The organism is Pseudomonas allii (assembly GCF_055380095.1).
On record NZ_AP039450.1, the window covers coordinates 6,278,676 to 6,291,973 of the forward strand.

General features: G+C 62.9%; 14 protein-coding genes and 1 other RNA gene. 8 read left to right on the top strand and 7 right to left on the bottom strand.

The features are described 5' to 3' along the window. Positions 1-86 precede the first annotated feature (86 nt). From ACZ445_RS28915 to ACZ445_RS28940, 6 genes are all read right to left on the bottom strand, one after another. Positions 87-1,091 (bottom strand): extracellular solute-binding protein, encoded by a 1,005-nt coding sequence (locus ACZ445_RS28915; protein ID WP_058426463.1) that lies wholly within the window; start codon positions 1,089-1,091, stop codon positions 87-89. A 160-nt stretch (positions 1,092-1,251) separates the two neighbouring features. Further along, positions 1,252-2,469 carry a 2-octaprenyl-3-methyl-6-methoxy-1,4-benzoquinol hydroxylase gene (locus tag ACZ445_RS28920; protein WP_179030103.1) on the bottom strand — a complete coding sequence of 406 codons (1,218 nt, stop codon included), beginning with the start codon at positions 2,467-2,469 and terminating at the stop codon, positions 1,252-1,254. 9 nt (positions 2,470-2,478) lie between these two features. After that, positions 2,479-2,964, bottom strand: coding sequence for a DUF4442 domain-containing protein (locus tag ACZ445_RS28925; protein ID WP_058426461.1), 486 nt, complete (start codon positions 2,962-2,964; stop codon positions 2,479-2,481). Next, positions 2,957-4,144 carry a 2-octaprenyl-6-methoxyphenyl hydroxylase gene (ubiH, locus tag ACZ445_RS28930; protein WP_065880228.1) on the bottom strand — a complete coding sequence of 396 codons (1,188 nt, stop codon included), beginning with the start codon at positions 4,142-4,144 and terminating at the stop codon, positions 2,957-2,959. The genes ACZ445_RS28925 and ubiH overlap by 8 nt, the downstream gene beginning before the upstream one ends. After that, the gene (pepP, locus tag ACZ445_RS28935) at positions 4,141-5,463 is read right to left on the bottom strand and encodes a Xaa-Pro aminopeptidase (RefSeq protein WP_058426459.1); all 1,323 of its coding nucleotides are present in this window, start codon (positions 5,461-5,463) and stop codon (positions 4,141-4,143) included. Before pepP ends, ubiH begins: the two co-directional genes overlap by 4 nt. Before the next feature lie 20 nt (positions 5,464-5,483). Further along, entirely contained in the window at positions 5,484-6,041 is a 558-nt protein-coding gene (locus ACZ445_RS28940) for a YecA/YgfB family protein (RefSeq protein ID WP_058426458.1), read from the bottom strand. Between the two features lie 138 nt (positions 6,042-6,179). Between ACZ445_RS28940 and ACZ445_RS28945 the strand changes: the two genes are divergently transcribed. The 4 genes from ACZ445_RS28945 (at position 6,180) to ACZ445_RS28960 (ending at position 7,598) form a co-directional block, all read left to right on the top strand. Next, the gene (locus ACZ445_RS28945; protein WP_007982902.1) at positions 6,180-6,389 is read left to right on the top strand and encodes a TIGR02449 family protein; all 210 of its coding nucleotides are present in this window, start codon (positions 6,180-6,182) and stop codon (positions 6,387-6,389) included. Further along, on the top strand, positions 6,386-6,703 hold the full coding sequence (locus ACZ445_RS28950) for a cell division protein ZapA (RefSeq protein ID WP_058426457.1): 318 nt from the start codon (positions 6,386-6,388) through the stop codon (positions 6,701-6,703). Before ACZ445_RS28945 ends, ACZ445_RS28950 begins: the two co-directional genes overlap by 4 nt. Before the next feature lie 30 nt (positions 6,704-6,733). Beyond that, positions 6,734-6,912, top strand: a non-coding RNA gene (gene ssrS / locus ACZ445_RS28955) — 6S RNA. Between the two features lie 56 nt (positions 6,913-6,968). Then, positions 6,969-7,598, top strand: a complete 630-nt coding sequence (locus ACZ445_RS28960) for a 5-formyltetrahydrofolate cyclo-ligase (RefSeq protein WP_058426456.1) — start codon at positions 6,969-6,971, stop codon at positions 7,596-7,598. Positions 7,599-7,608: 10 nt separating this feature from the next. Here ACZ445_RS28960 and ACZ445_RS28965 read toward each other — a convergent pair whose 3' ends face one another. Further along, on the bottom strand, positions 7,609-7,758 hold the full coding sequence (locus ACZ445_RS28965) for a hypothetical protein (protein WP_010207387.1): 150 nt from the start codon (positions 7,756-7,758) through the stop codon (positions 7,609-7,611). Positions 7,759-7,953: 195 nt separating this feature from the next. On the opposite strand from ACZ445_RS28965, the gene ACZ445_RS28970 reads away from it, so the two are divergent. From ACZ445_RS28970 to ACZ445_RS28985, 4 genes are all read left to right on the top strand, one after another. Next, positions 7,954-8,403, top strand: coding sequence for an EVE domain-containing protein (locus ACZ445_RS28970; protein WP_058426455.1), 450 nt, complete (start codon positions 7,954-7,956; stop codon positions 8,401-8,403). Positions 8,404-8,472: 69 nt separating this feature from the next. After that, positions 8,473-9,438, top strand: a complete 966-nt coding sequence (locus tag ACZ445_RS28975) for an HlyD family secretion protein (RefSeq protein ID WP_058426454.1) — start codon at positions 8,473-8,475, stop codon at positions 9,436-9,438. Then, a complete protein-coding gene (rbbA, locus tag ACZ445_RS28980) occupies positions 9,435-12,152 on the top strand; it encodes a ribosome-associated ATPase/putative transporter RbbA (protein WP_464707839.1) in 2,718 nt (905 codons plus the stop codon). Before ACZ445_RS28975 ends, rbbA begins: the two co-directional genes overlap by 4 nt. Beyond that, on the top strand, positions 12,152-13,270 hold the full coding sequence (locus ACZ445_RS28985) for an ABC transporter permease (protein ID WP_058426452.1): 1,119 nt from the start codon (positions 12,152-12,154) through the stop codon (positions 13,268-13,270). The genes rbbA and ACZ445_RS28985 overlap by 1 nt, the downstream gene beginning before the upstream one ends. The last annotated feature ends 28 nt before the right edge of the window (positions 13,271-13,298 follow it).

Below are 13,298 nucleotides of genomic sequence, written 5' to 3' on the forward strand. Positions count from 1 at the left end.
ATGGCGGTGGATCTGTCCATGATGAGTGAACTGATATATCCCGCTATCGGGGGCAAGCCCCCTCCCACATTTTGACTCGTAGTGTGTCAGTTCCAGCCGGCGCGATCCATCAGGCGGATCGCCTCAGCCTGGCGCTTGCCCGCCACTTCCACCGGCAAGGTGTCCGCCACGAACTTGCCCCAGGTCGCCACTTCGGCTGACGGTGGCACCGCCGGGTTGGCCGGGAACTCCTGGTTCACGTCGGCAAAGATCTTCTGCGCCTCAGGCGTGGTCATCCACTCCACCAGCGCCTTGGCGGCTTCCGGATGCGGCGCATGCTGGGTCAGGCCTATACCCGACAGGTTCACGTGCACGCCACGGTCGCCCTGGTTCGGCCAGAACAGCTTCACGGCCAGGTCCGGTTTCTGCTTGTGCAGGCGGCCGTAATAGTAGGTGTTGACGATACCCACGTCGCACTGCCCGGCGTTGATGGCTTCGAGCACGGCGATGTCATCGGAGAACACGTCGGTGGACAGGTTGTTGACCCAACCCTTGACGATCTCTTCGGTCTTGGCCGCGCCGTGGGTTTCGATCAGGGTGGCGGTCAGCGACTGGTTGTAGACCTTTTTCGCCGTACGCAGGCACAGGCGGCCTTCCCACTGTTTGTCAGCCAGTGCTTCGTAGGTGGTGAGGTCACCCGGTTTTACCCGGTCAGTGGAATAGGCGATGGTGCGTGCGCGCAGGCTCAAGCCGGTCCAGGTGTGTTTTGACGAGCGATACTGCAGGGGGATGTTCTTGTCGATCACCGGGGAGGTGAACGGTTGCAGGATCCCCATCTGCTCGGCCTGCCAGAGGTTGCCGGCATCCACGGTGAGCAACAGGTCGGCGGTGGCGTTTGCGCCCTCGGCCTTGATGCGCTGCATCAACGGTGCTTCCTTGTCAGTGATGAACTTCACCTGCACGCCGGTTTTTTTGGTGTAGGCATCGAAGACCGGCTTGATCAGTTCATCGATGCGCGAGGAGTAGACCACCACTTCGTCGGCGGCCTGCACGGTAGTGCTGCCGATCAGGGTGAGTGCCAGGGCAGTCAGGAGGCGCTTGGGTGCCAACATGGGTGCGGTCTCTCATTTGCAAAAAGAGGGCAAATGATAAGGACTCACATTTGGTAGTGCTTGGTAGAGGCGTTACCAGATGTTGCATGACGGAGATTGGTTGTGGGCTGATGGCCTCATCGGGGGCAAGCCCCCTCCCACAAGGGATCGCATTTCAATATCAGGGTTTCGCAAGGTCCGGGAGATCGCCAGTCAGGCCGAGAGCCTGACGTACGAACACGGCCTTGGCCTCGGGCATCTGGTCGACCATCTTCAACCCGGCGTTGCGCAACCAGCGCAGCGGCAGTTGATCGGCCTGGAACAACCGCTCAAAGCCTTCCATCGCCGCCATCAGCGCCAGGTTATGCGGCATGCGCCGACGCTCATAACGGCTCAGCACCTTCACGTCCGCCAGGCGCTCGCCGCGCTCGGTCGCCGCCAACAAGACTTCAGCCAATGTCGCCGCATCAAGGAAACCCAGGTTCACGCCCTGCCCCGCCAATGGGTGGATGACGTGGGCCGCGTCGCCAATCAAAGCCAGGCCTTCGGCCACGTAGCGCTTGGCGTGACGCTGACGCAACGGCACGCATACCCGTGGGTCGGCGCTGATCACGTTGCCGAGTCGTCCCTCAAAGGCGCGCTCCAGCTCGCGACAGAAGCTTTCATCATCCAGCGCCATCAAGCGCTCGGACTCGGCCGGCGTGGTCGACCAGACGATCGAACACCAATCCTCCTGCCCATCCCGCTCCAGCGGCAAAAACGCCAGCGGACCCGTATCGGTAAAGCGTTGCCACGCCGTACGCTGATGCGGCTGGCTGCTGCGCACGCTGGTGACGATGGCGTTATGCAGGTAATCCCACTCACGGGTCGCGGTGCCTGTCAGGCGGCGTACGGCGGAGTTGGCGCCATCGGCGGCCACCACCAGCGGCGCGCGCAATGTGCGGCCATCGGCCAGGGTCAGCAGCCAGTCATCGCCGGAACGGCGCATCTGTTCAAGGCGAGCATTGGCCAGCAGGCCCAGGTCGCAGTCGTGCAAACGGTCGAGCAAGGCATCCTGCACCACGCGGTTCTCGACGATATGCCCGAGCACCTCGGCATGTACGCTGGCCGCCGAGAAGTGGATCTGCCCGGTGCCACTGCCGTCCCACACCTGCATTTCGCCGTAGGGGCTGGCGCGGCGCGACAGGATGCCGTCCCACACGCCCAGGCGTTCGAGGATGCGCTGGCTGGCAGCCGACAAAGCGCTCACGCGGGGTTCGAACGCCGCGTCACGGTCGAACGGCTTGACGCTCAGCGGGCTGCCGTCGAGCAGCAGCACCTGCAGCCCGCTGCCCTGCAACGCCAGCGCCAGGGCGCTTCCGACCATTCCGGCCCCGACAATCAGCACATCTGCGCGCATGTCCATGCTTTAAGCCTGTCTCACTGGCGGCTTGCGCCGCACGTAAAGGGTTTTGTCGACCCGCGCCACCAGGGTGCCGGAGCCGTCATGAATCTGCACCTTGAGGTGGGGCAGGTACTTCTCGCCACCTTCGGTGTGTCGACGGACCTCGTCCAGCAAGGCCTCGTCGATGGAAAATTCGGCATACACCGGGCCTTTGCCGGGCGAAATGAAATCGATACTCGCGGCCTTGTCCCACACGATGTAGTCGCGGCCCAGGTTCTCCATCAGCATCAGCATGTAGAACGGGTCAACCATCGAATACAGGCTGCCGCCGAATTGCGTGCCGACATAGTTGCGGTTGTACCAGCCCAGGCCCATGCGCACTTTGACGTGACGAAAATCGGCGCTCATGTGCTGTACGCTGACCCCCGCGCCCAGATACGGCGGATACAGGGTCATGACCCAACGCAACAAGCGCGCCTTGCCCAGGCGCGCGATCAACCACTTACGCATCGGGACGCGTGCCCAGGCCCATGGCCTGCCGGGCGAACCAGCGTTTGGCGGGGGGCAACAAATCCAGCCCCAGCAGCCCCATGTTTCGGCCCAGGGCGACCAACGGTTGGGCGCTGCCAAACAGGCGGGTGACTTGGTCGGAGAAGCCCACGGTGAGTTTCTGGTCCAGGCGCTGGCGCTCGCGGTAGCCCTGCAAGGTGGCCAGATCACCCGGCACCTGCGGCCCGGCCAGCAAGGCCTCGGCCAGGGCATTCGCGTCACGCAGGGACAGGTTGAAACCCTGCCCGGCAATCGGGTGCAGGCTGTGGGCGGCATTGCCGAGGATCGCCAGATGGGAGCGCACTTGCTCCTCGGCTTCCACCAGGGTCAGCGGATACAGGTGACGGGCACCAACCTGCTTGAGGGTGCCCAGGCGATAGCCGAACACACCCTGCAATTCACTGAGGAAACTGCGTTCATCGAGATTGGCCAGGCGCTGCGCGTCCATGCCGATGCGCGTCCAGACCAGCGCGCAGCGGTTGTCTGGCAGCGGCAGCAAGGCCATCGGGCCTTCATCGGTGAAGCGCTCGAATGCCTCGCCGTTGTGGGCTTCGCTCGGGGTGATGTTGGCGATCAGCGCGCTCTGATTGTACGGGCGGGTTTTCACGCCAATGCCCAATTGCTCGCGCAGGCCGGAGCGGCCGCCGTCGGCCAGTACAGCGAGATCGCACTCCAACACGGTTTCATCGTTAAGGGTCAGGCGGTAGCCATCGGGCAGCGGCTCCATGCGCGTGACTTCGGCCGGGCAACGCCAGCTGACCACGTCTTTGTCCAGGCCTTGCCACAGGCATTGGCCCAGCCAGGCGTTTTCCACCACGTAACCGAGGGCCGGCACGCCCTCTTCCATGGCAGACAGACGCGCAGTGGAGAAACGCCCACGGTCGGACACATGGATCTGCTTGATCGGCTCGGCGCGGCGGGAAATGTCCTGCCACAGGCCCAGGCGCTGGTAGATCTGCCGGGCGCCGAAGGACAGCGCCGAGGAGCGCGCATCGTAGCTCGGCTGGTAGCTGTCGCCCGGCGCGAAGGGTTCGATCAGCACGATCTTCCAGCCCCGGGCCTTGGCCCCGGCCTGCAACGCCAGTGCCAGGCTGGCGCCCACCAGGCCGCCGCCGATGATCGCCAGGTTGACCCGGCTCATCGGGCAGCCGCCATCAGCGCTTCGATATCGGCGACGGTCTTGGGCACGCCGCCGGTCAGGATTTCACAGCCTTGCTTGGTCACTACCACGTCGTCCTCGATGCGTACGCCAATGCCACGCCATTTCTTTGCCACGTTCTGGTTGTCCGGCGAAATGTAGATCCCCGGCTCCACGGTCAACGCCATGCCGACTTCCAGCACACGCCATTCACCGCCCACTTTGTATTCGCCCACATCATGCACATCCATGCCCAGCCAATGACCGGCACGGTGCATGTAAAACACCTTATAGGCTTCGCTGGCGATCAGTTCGTCGACGTCACCCTGCAACAACCCCAGCTCGAGCAACCCGGCGGTGATCACCCGCACGGTCGCCTCATGGGCCTGGTTCCAATGCTTGTCCGGGGCGATCTCCGCGAAGGCGGCTTCCTGGGAGGCCAGCACAATCTCGTAGATCGCTTTCTGTTCCGGCGAGAACTTGCCATTGACCGGCCAGGTGCGGGTGATGTCGCTGGCATAGCAGTCGATCTCGCAACCGGCGTCGATCAGCACCAGATCGCCGTCCTTGAGCACCGCGTCATTCTGCTGGTAATGCAGGATGCAACTGTTGCGCCCGGCGGCGACGATGGAACCGTAGGCCGGCATTTTCGCGCCGCCTTTGCGAAATTCATAATCCAACTCGGCTTCCAGGCTGAACTCATACAGGCCGGCCCGGCTGGCCTGCATCGCCTTCACGTGGGCCGCGCAAGAGATTCGCGCCGCCTCGCGCATCACCTTCACTTCCGCCGCCGATTTATACAGGCGCATGTCGTGGAGCAGATGATCCAGGGCAACGAATTCGTTCGGTGGCTGGGCGCCCAGGTGGGCCTTGGAGCGGATCACGTTGATCCACTCCATCAGGTGCCGGTCGAACTCGGCATTGCTGCCCATGGCCGAGTACACCCGGTCGCGGCCTTCGATGAGGCCGGGCAGGATGTCGTCGATATCGGTGATGGGGAAGGCATCGTCGGCGCCAAAGTCACGAATCGCGCCTTCGGTGCCGGCGCGCAGGCCGTCCCACAGTTCGCGTTCGGCGTTGCGTTCGCGGCAGAACAGCACGTACTCGCCGTGCTGGCGACCGGGCATCAGCACGATCACCGCTTCCGGCTCGGGGAAGCCGCTCAGGTATTGGAAGTCGCTGTCCTGGCGGTAGACATGCTCGACATCACGGTTGCGGATCGCCACGGCGGCGGCCGGCAGGATCGCGATGCTGTTGGGTTCCATCTGCGCCATGAGCGCCTTGCGGCGCCGGGTGTATTCCGCTTTGGGGATATGGATCATGGGCAGATGGGCTTCCTTTCTTAGTGCAGCGACGGCTTGGGTGCAGCCGGCTCAGCCGATTTTTTGGTCTCGGTGAACAGCAGCAGCGGCGCGACGCGCAGGTATTCCATGACTTCCATGTAATCGCCCTCGCCGTCTTCGGACTCTTCCAGGGCGTCTTGCACCTGGGAGATGGCTGCCAGGTCCTGCAGCACTTCCTTGGCGTCGGTGCTCAGTTCCAGGCCGCCGGCGTTCACGCCGAAGCCGTGGAGGAAGCCCTGGCACCATTGGCCCAGGGCGGCGGCACGCTCGGTAAGCGGCGCGTCGTCGGTCGGCAGCAGCAGGACCACGGTGACGTCATCACCGGTCAGCTCGCCCTTGACCATCTCTTGCAGGCCGATCAACGCATTGCGCACGTTGTCGGTCGGTTCGGTTTCCAGCAGCTCGGCCACGTCGGCCAGCCAGTTGTCGGCGTCGAAGCCGACGCCGGTGCAGCTACGGCCCAGCAACACGCCGTGCAGTTCGGCTGGCGAGCAGGGGTGGCCGCTGGCGCTCAGCAGTTTGGAGAAAGCATCGTACGGGGAGTTCTGAATAGGCATGGTGAGCTAGGCGCCAGACGGCGCAATGTCTAGAATGGAGCGCTGTATCCTAGCACCGGCAGACGTACCAAGACTATCAAGGGCGTCAGATCGTTTATCCTGCAGTTGCCATTCATCAGACAAATCCAGTGGAACCCAATGGAAGACACCGACCTGCAAGCGCTGATGGCCAGACTCGAATTGCTAATTACTCGGGTCGAGCAACTTAAGAGTCAAAACGGACTCCTATTAGCTCAGGAAAAGACCTGGCGCGAGGAACGCGCTCACCTCATTGAAAAAAACGAAATCGCCCGGCGTAAGGTCGAATCGATGATTTCGCGCCTGAAGGCCCTGGAGCAAGACTCATGAGTTCAAGCAATAGCGTCACCGTGCAGATCCTCGACAAAGAATATTCGATCATCTGCCCCCAGGAAGAGCGCAACAACCTGGTGAGCGCCGCCCGCTACCTGGATGGCAAGATGCGTGAAATCCGCAGCAGCGGCAAAGTCATCGGCGCCGACCGCATCGCCGTGATGGCCGCCCTGAACATTACCCACGATCTGCTGCATAAGCAGGAACGCCCTGACGTGCAGGCCAGCGGCTCGACGCGTGAGCAGGTGCGTGACTTGCTGGAGCGTGTCGATCTGGTGCTTTCCAGCGATCCGGAAGCACCCAAGGGCTGATTGCCGCGTCTGTTTAAGGTATACTCGCCCCACTCCCTGGCGTGTTTGCCAGTCGGCGATGTCCCTGAGCCGATTCGCACTACCCTGGAAGTTGCACGTTGGGCTGGTGTGCATGTCCGCTAGACGGAAAGCCTTAAAGCCTACTGCATCTTCCACCTTGAACTTTCGGGTTCAAGGGCTAAGTCGACAGCGGCTCTGTCGGGGAGCCTGAATTCCCAAACTCAATGCCAGTCCTCGGACTGGCATTGTTTTATGAGCCGAAACCATGACCGAACCTGCGCCGCTTTCCCGTCCGCAACTTCGACGCATGTTGCGCAAGGCCCGCCGCGCCCTCACGCCGAGCGAGCAGCGCAAGGCCGCCCAGGGCCTGTATCGGCAACTGGCACAGCACCCGCTGTTTCGCCGGGCCAAACATATTTCCTTATACCTACCGACGGACGGTGAAATCGATCCGCGCTTGCTGCTGCGTGCAGCACAGCGCCGGGGCAAGGCCACCTATCTGCCGGTGCTCAGCGCCTGGCCGCGTACCAAGATGGTGTTCCAACGGGTCAGGCCGGGTGAGAAGCTACTGCCCAATCGCTTTCGCATCCTGGAACCACGGGTGAACATCAGCCGCCAACGCAAAGTCTGGGCGCTGGACCTGGTGCTGCTGCCGTTGGTGGGCTTTGATGATGTCGGCGGACGCCTGGGCATGGGCGGCGGGTTCTACGACCGCAGCCTGGCTTACCTGACGCGCCGCCAGAGCTGGCGCAAGCCAACGCTGCTGGGCCTGGCCCATGAGTGTCAGAAGGTCGAACGATTGGCGCAGGCCAGCTGGGATGTGCCGCTGGCGGGCACCGTCACCGATAAGCGTTGGTATATTGCGAAGACGCCACTGGAGTCAGCGGCGCCTTAGTAGAGAAGGGTCAGCGTTTGAACGGTTGCGGCTGCTGTTGAGCCAGTTCAACGGGCGCATCGGTCTTGTTCGACCACAAGCTTTGGGCATACCCGGTGGTCACGACGCCCAGACCAAACAAAATCACCAAAATCCATAGTAAATCCGGTTTACGTTGCATCGATTGCCCCCCTGCAGGCACCTCGTACACGATGACAACAACGTTCCAAAGTAGTCCGTTGCAGCTGCGTCAAGCTTTAAAAGCCGGCATTCTGCGGTAACGTGAACCAACACGCAAACCTTGGCGCCAACCGACTGTCGGTTTGTCATTAAATTGCAGGACAACTTGCCCACTGCTTATTTCAGGAGCCCAACAATGGCCTATTGGCTGATGAAATCAGAGCCCGACGAACTCTCCATCAAAGGCCTGGAAAAGCTTGGCGAAGCCCGCTGGGACGGGGTACGCAACTACCAGGCGCGTAACTTCCTGCGGGCCATGGCGGTGGGTGACGAGTTTTTCTTCTATCACTCCAGTTGCCCGGAGCCGGGTATTGCCGGCATCGGCAAAATCATCGAGGCGGCCTATCCGGACCCTACTGCGCTGGAGCGCGAAAGCCACTACTTCGACTCCAAGGCCACCCCGGAGAAAAATCCGTGGAGCGCGATCAACGTTGCCCATGTCCGGACCTTTCCCAAGGTGCTCGGCCTGGGCTACCTCAAACAGCAAACGGCCCTTGCCGAACTGCCCCTGGTACAAAAAGGCAGCCGGTTGTCGGTGATGGCCGTCACGCCCGAGCAATGGGCGGCCGTAATCCATTTGATTTGACTGACCGGCATCAACACCCCGCTGGGGCAAACCGCTCACACTAGGACGCTAACGCCGCAGGAAGCAGCCATGTCGACGAATCACCACACCTCCCGCCTTTTCGCCGTTGCGCTTATCGCCCTGTTGCTGGGTGCTGGCGGCTTCGGTTACTGGCGCTCCACCCAGGACCGCCTGCCCGAAGGCCTGAGCATGGGCAACGGCCGCCTGGAATCCACCGAAGTGCAGATCGCCGCCAAGATCCCAGGACGCCTGGCCGAAGTGCGCGTGGACGAAGGCGACAAGGTGCTCAAGGGCCAACTGCTCGCACGCATGGACACGCGCACCCTCGAAGCCCAACGCGCCCAGGCCGAAGCCGAAGTGCTGCGCGCCAAGGAAAACTTCGCCGCCGCCGAAGCCAACGTGCAACTGCGCCAGAGCGAACAACTGCTGGCCAACCAGGAACTCAAGCGCACCCAGGAGCTGTACAAGCGCGGCTTCGCCAGCAGCCAGCTGATCGATCAGCAGCAGGCGCGACAGAACACCGGCAACGCCGCCGTGATTGCCGCGCAGGCCCAGGTTAATTCGGTAAAGGCCGCCATTGGCGCCGCCGAGGCCCAGGTCGCCCAGCTCACCAGCGAGATCGACGACAGCAGCCTCCGGGCGCCCATCGACGGCATTATCCAGCTGCGCCTGGCCGAACCCGGCGAAGTGCTCGGCGCGGGTGGCCGTGTGTTACTACTGATCGATCCTAATGATCAGTACATGAACCTCTACCTGCCCGCTTCCGTGACCGGCCGCCTCACCGTCGGCAGCGACGCACGCATCCTGCTTGATGCCCTGCCCGACCAGCCGCTGCCGGCCAAGATCAGCTTTGTCGCCGCCAAATCCCAGTTCACCCCCAAGGAAGTGGAAACCCGCGACGAACGCCAGAAACTGGTATTTCGCGTCAAACTGCGCCTGACCCAACCCAGCGCCGTGCCCCAGGCCAAACCGGGCATGCCCGGCGCCGGCTATGTGCGCACGGCTGACATCGACTGGCCGGCCAACCTGCAATGACCGCCCTGGCGCTGCAGGCCACGGGGATCAACCACCGCTACGGCAAGCAACCGGCACTGGTCGACATCACGTTCGGCCTGCCGGCCGGTACGCGCTGCGGGTTGATCGGGCCGGATGGCGCGGGCAAGTCGAGCCTGCTGGGTTTGATCGCCGGGGTTAAAAAGCTCCAGGACGGCCAGTTGCAGGTGCTCGGCGGCGCCATCGACGATCGCCGCCACCGCAACAGCCTGTATCCGCGCATTGCCTTTATGCCCCAGGGCCTGGGCGGCAACCTGTACCCCGAGCTGTCCATCAGCGAAAACATCCGTTTCTTTGCCACGCTGTTCGGCCTGTCCAAAGCCGATTGCGACCAGCGTATGCACAACCTGCTGCTGGCCACCGATCTCGCGCGCTTTGCCGAGCGCCCGGCTGGCAAGCTCTCCGGCGGCATGAAACAGAAGCTTGGTCTGTGCTGCGCGCTGATCCATGACCCGGACCTGTTGATCCTCGACGAACCCACCACCGGCGTCGACCCGCTGTCACGTCGGCGCTTCTGGGAACTGGTCGACAGCGTACGCAGCGAACGCCCGCAACTGACATTGCTGGTGGCCACGGCCTACATGGAAGAAGCCGAACAGTTCGAACACTGCCTGATGCTCGATCGCGGCAAGCTGATCGCCGATGGTCTGAGCAGCGACTTGGCCGCCGCGACACCCAGCGGCAAATTGGACGAAGCCTTCACCCACTTCCAGGGTGACAGCGCCCGCGACAACCAACCGCTGGTGATCCCGCCGAGGCAAAGCGACAACACCGATATCGCCATCGAAGCTCATGACCTGACCCTGCGTTTCGGCGATTTCACTGCGGTGAACAAGGTCAGCTTTGCGATTGGTCGCGGCGAGATCTTCGGCTTCCTCGGCTCCAACGGTTGCGGCAAGACCACCACCATGAAAGTCCTCACCGGGCTGATGCCGGCCACCGAGGGCAGCGCAACGCTGCTGGGCAACCCGGTGAACGCCAAGGACCTGGCCACGCGCAAGCGCGTGGGTTTCATGTCGCAAAGCTTTTCGCTGTACGGCGAACTCAGCGTGCGCCAGAACCTGGTGCTGCATGCGCAACTGTTCGACCTGCCCAAGGCCGACAGCGGCCCGCGCCTTGATGAGCTGATCCAGCGTTTCGACCTGGGTGACGTCGCCGAGCAACCGTCCGGCGAGTTGCCCCTCGGCCTGCGCCAGCGTTTGTCATTGGCGGTGGCGGTGCTGCATCGCCCGGAAGTGTTGATCCTTGATGAGCCCACCTCGGGCGTCGACCCAGCCGCACGGGATGACTTCTGGCGATTGCTGATCGAGCTGTCCCGCGAACAAGGCGTGACCATCTTCCTGTCCACCCACTTCATGAACGAAGCCCAGCGCTGCGACCGCATCTCCCTGATGCACGCGGGCAAGGTGCTGGCCTGCGATACGCCGGATGCGCTGCAACGGCAATTCCACGGCGATACGTTGGAAGCCGCGTTCGTCACGTGCCTGGAACAGGCCCAAGGTGAAGCCGAACCCACCGCGCCGGCCAAGACCGTCAGCGAAACCAGCGCGGCGCCGCTGAGCAAACGCGGTTTCAGCCTGGCCCGTCTGGTAGCCGTGGCCAGCCGCGAAGGCAAGGAACTGCTGCGCGACAAAGTGCGCATGGCCTTCGCCCTGCTGGGGGCGATGTTCATGATGGTGATCTTCGGCTATGGCATTTCCCTGGATGTGGAAAACCTCGCCTTTGCCGTCTACGACCAGGACCAGACGCCGCAAAGCCGTGCCTACCTGGAGGCGTTTCGCAGTTCGCGCTATTTCGCCGAGCAGGCGTCCATCCAGGACCCGACTGAACTGCACCGGCGCCTGCAACGTTCAGAAATCAAACTGGTCCTGGAGATCCCGCCCGGCTTTGGCCGCGACCTCTACGCCGGGCGCCAGCCCACGGTGGCCGCGTGGCTGGACGGCGGCATGCCGTTTCGCGCGGAAACCAGCCGTAACTATGTGGAGGCCGTGCATCAGGAGAACCTGCAGCAACTGGCCGAACTGAGTAGCCTACCGCGCAACACCCCGGCCGCCGCCAAGCTGGAAACGCGCTTTCGCTATAACCAGGACGTGGTCAGCGTAAACGCCATCGGCCCCGGCGTGATGGCGCTGATCCTGGCGTTTATCCCGGCGATGCTCACCGCGCTCGGTATCGTGCGCGAAAAGGAGCTGGGCTCGATCACCAACTTCTACGCCACGCCGCTGACCCGCCTGGAATTCCTGCTCGGCAAACAGGCGCCGTACCTGGCCGTGAGCCTGGTCAACCTGACGGTATTGGTGGCGATGAACCGCTGGCTGTTCGGCGTGCCCTTCAAGGGCAGCGCCCTCACGCTGGCGTTCGGCGGCCTGCTCTACGTGCTGGCGACCACCAGCATGGGCCTGCTGATTTCGGCCTTCACCCGTACGCAGATCGCGGCGATCCTCGGCACCATGATCATCACCAGCCTGCCGACCATCCAGTTCTCCGGGCTTATCGTGCCGCGCTCTTCCCTGGAAGGCGCGGCGGCCTTGATGGGCATGCTGTTTCCGGCCGGGCACTTCCTGGACATTGCCGTGGGCACCTTCACCAAGGCCCTGGACCTGCGCCAGTTGTGGCCCCAGTGCCTGGCGCTGTTCGGGTTCTTCGTCGGGTTTACCGGGCTGAGCCTGGTCATGCTCAAGAAGCAGGAGGCTTGATGCATAAGTTCGCGCACATTCTGCGGCTGGGGATCAAGGAACTGACCAGCCTTCGCCATGACAGCGTGTTACTGCTGTTTCTGTTCTACGCCTTCACTGTCGCCATCTATATGCCCGCCGCCGGTTCGGTGATCGGTGTACACAACGCCAGCGTCGCGTTTGTCGATGAAGACCACAGCGCCCTCTCGCGGCAGATGGCCGAAGCGCTGCAACCGCCCGAATTCCAGGCGCCTGCACCGTTGGCCTATGACCAATTGGACAGGGTCATGGACAGCGGCAAGTACACCTTCGTAATCAATGTGCCGGCTAATTTCCAGGCCGACCTGTTGGCCGGGCGCCAGCCGGGGGTGCAGGTGAATGTGGATGCCACGGCGATGAGCCAGGCGTTCATGGGGGCGGGCTACATCGGGCGGATTTTCCAGCGCGAACTGCTGACCTACAGCGGACAAGCCGATGCCGCCAGCCGGGCACCCGCGCAGCTCACTACCCGAGCGCTGTTCAACACCAACCTTGAAGGCGGCTGGTTCCTGGCGGTTATCCAGATCGTCAACAACATCACCATCCTCGCCATTATCCTGACCGGCACCGCCCTGCTGCGTGAACGCGAGCACGGCACCCTCGACCACTTGCTGGTGCTGCCACTGACGGCGCTGGAAATCATGCTGGCGAAAATCTGGAGCAACATGCTCGTGGTGGTGCTGTGTACCTGGCTGTCGCTGGAGGTGGTGGTCAAAGGCTTACTTGGGGTGCCGCTGGCCGGATCGCTGGGGTTGTTCCTGTTCGTGACAGCGCTTTACCTGTTTGCCAGCACGGCGCTGGGGATTTTCCTCGCGACGCTGGCGCGCTCGACACCGCAATTCGGCCTGCTGGCGATTCCGGTGATTATCCCGATGCTGCTGCTTTCGGGCGGCAGTACGCCGCTGGACAGCATGCCCGAGTGGTTGCAGTGGGTGATGCAGGGGTCGCCGTCGACGCATTTTGTGAGTTTGAGTGCGGCGATTCTGTTTCGTGATGCGGGGGTGAGCGTGGTGTGGCCGGACTTGCTGGCGCTGGCGGGGATTGGGTTGGTGTTTTTTGCGGTGGCGTTGGCGCGGTTCAGGAAAAGCCTGGCGTCCTGAGGCGCCTGTCCCGCCGTCATCGGGGGCA

Excerpts from the sequence above, each read along its gene's own strand:
- pepP (WP_058426459.1), bottom strand. The coding sequence starts at position 5,463 with ATGATCCATATCCCCAAAGCGGAATACACCCGGCGCCGCAAGGCGCTC.
- ACZ445_RS28925 (WP_058426461.1), bottom strand. The coding sequence starts at position 2,964 with ATGCGTAAGTGGTTGATCGCGCGCCTGGGCAAGGCGCGCTTGTTGCGT.
- ACZ445_RS28985 (WP_058426452.1), top strand. The coding sequence starts at position 12,152 with ATGCATAAGTTCGCGCACATTCTGCGGCTGGGGATCAAGGAACTGACC.
- ACZ445_RS28945 (WP_007982902.1), top strand. The coding sequence starts at position 6,180 with ATGGAAGACACCGACCTGCAAGCGCTGATGGCCAGACTCGAATTGCTA.
- ACZ445_RS28975 (WP_058426454.1), top strand. The coding sequence starts at position 8,473 with ATGTCGACGAATCACCACACCTCCCGCCTTTTCGCCGTTGCGCTTATC.
- ACZ445_RS28915 (WP_058426463.1), bottom strand. The coding sequence starts at position 1,091 with ATGTTGGCACCCAAGCGCCTCCTGACTGCCCTGGCACTCACCCTGATC.
- ACZ445_RS28960 (WP_058426456.1), top strand. The coding sequence starts at position 6,969 with ATGACCGAACCTGCGCCGCTTTCCCGTCCGCAACTTCGACGCATGTTG.
- ubiH (WP_065880228.1), bottom strand. The coding sequence starts at position 4,144 with ATGAGCCGGGTCAACCTGGCGATCATCGGCGGCGGCCTGGTGGGCGCC.
- ACZ445_RS28965 (WP_010207387.1), bottom strand. The coding sequence starts at position 7,758 with ATGCAACGTAAACCGGATTTACTATGGATTTTGGTGATTTTGTTTGGT.
- rbbA (WP_464707839.1), top strand. The coding sequence starts at position 9,435 with ATGACCGCCCTGGCGCTGCAGGCCACGGGGATCAACCACCGCTACGGC.
- ACZ445_RS28950 (WP_058426457.1), top strand. The coding sequence starts at position 6,386 with ATGAGTTCAAGCAATAGCGTCACCGTGCAGATCCTCGACAAAGAATAT.
- ACZ445_RS28920 (WP_179030103.1), bottom strand. The coding sequence starts at position 2,469 with ATGCGCGCAGATGTGCTGATTGTCGGGGCCGGAATGGTCGGAAGCGCC.
- ACZ445_RS28970 (WP_058426455.1), top strand. The coding sequence starts at position 7,954 with ATGGCCTATTGGCTGATGAAATCAGAGCCCGACGAACTCTCCATCAAA.
- ACZ445_RS28940 (WP_058426458.1), bottom strand. The coding sequence starts at position 6,041 with ATGCCTATTCAGAACTCCCCGTACGATGCTTTCTCCAAACTGCTGAGC.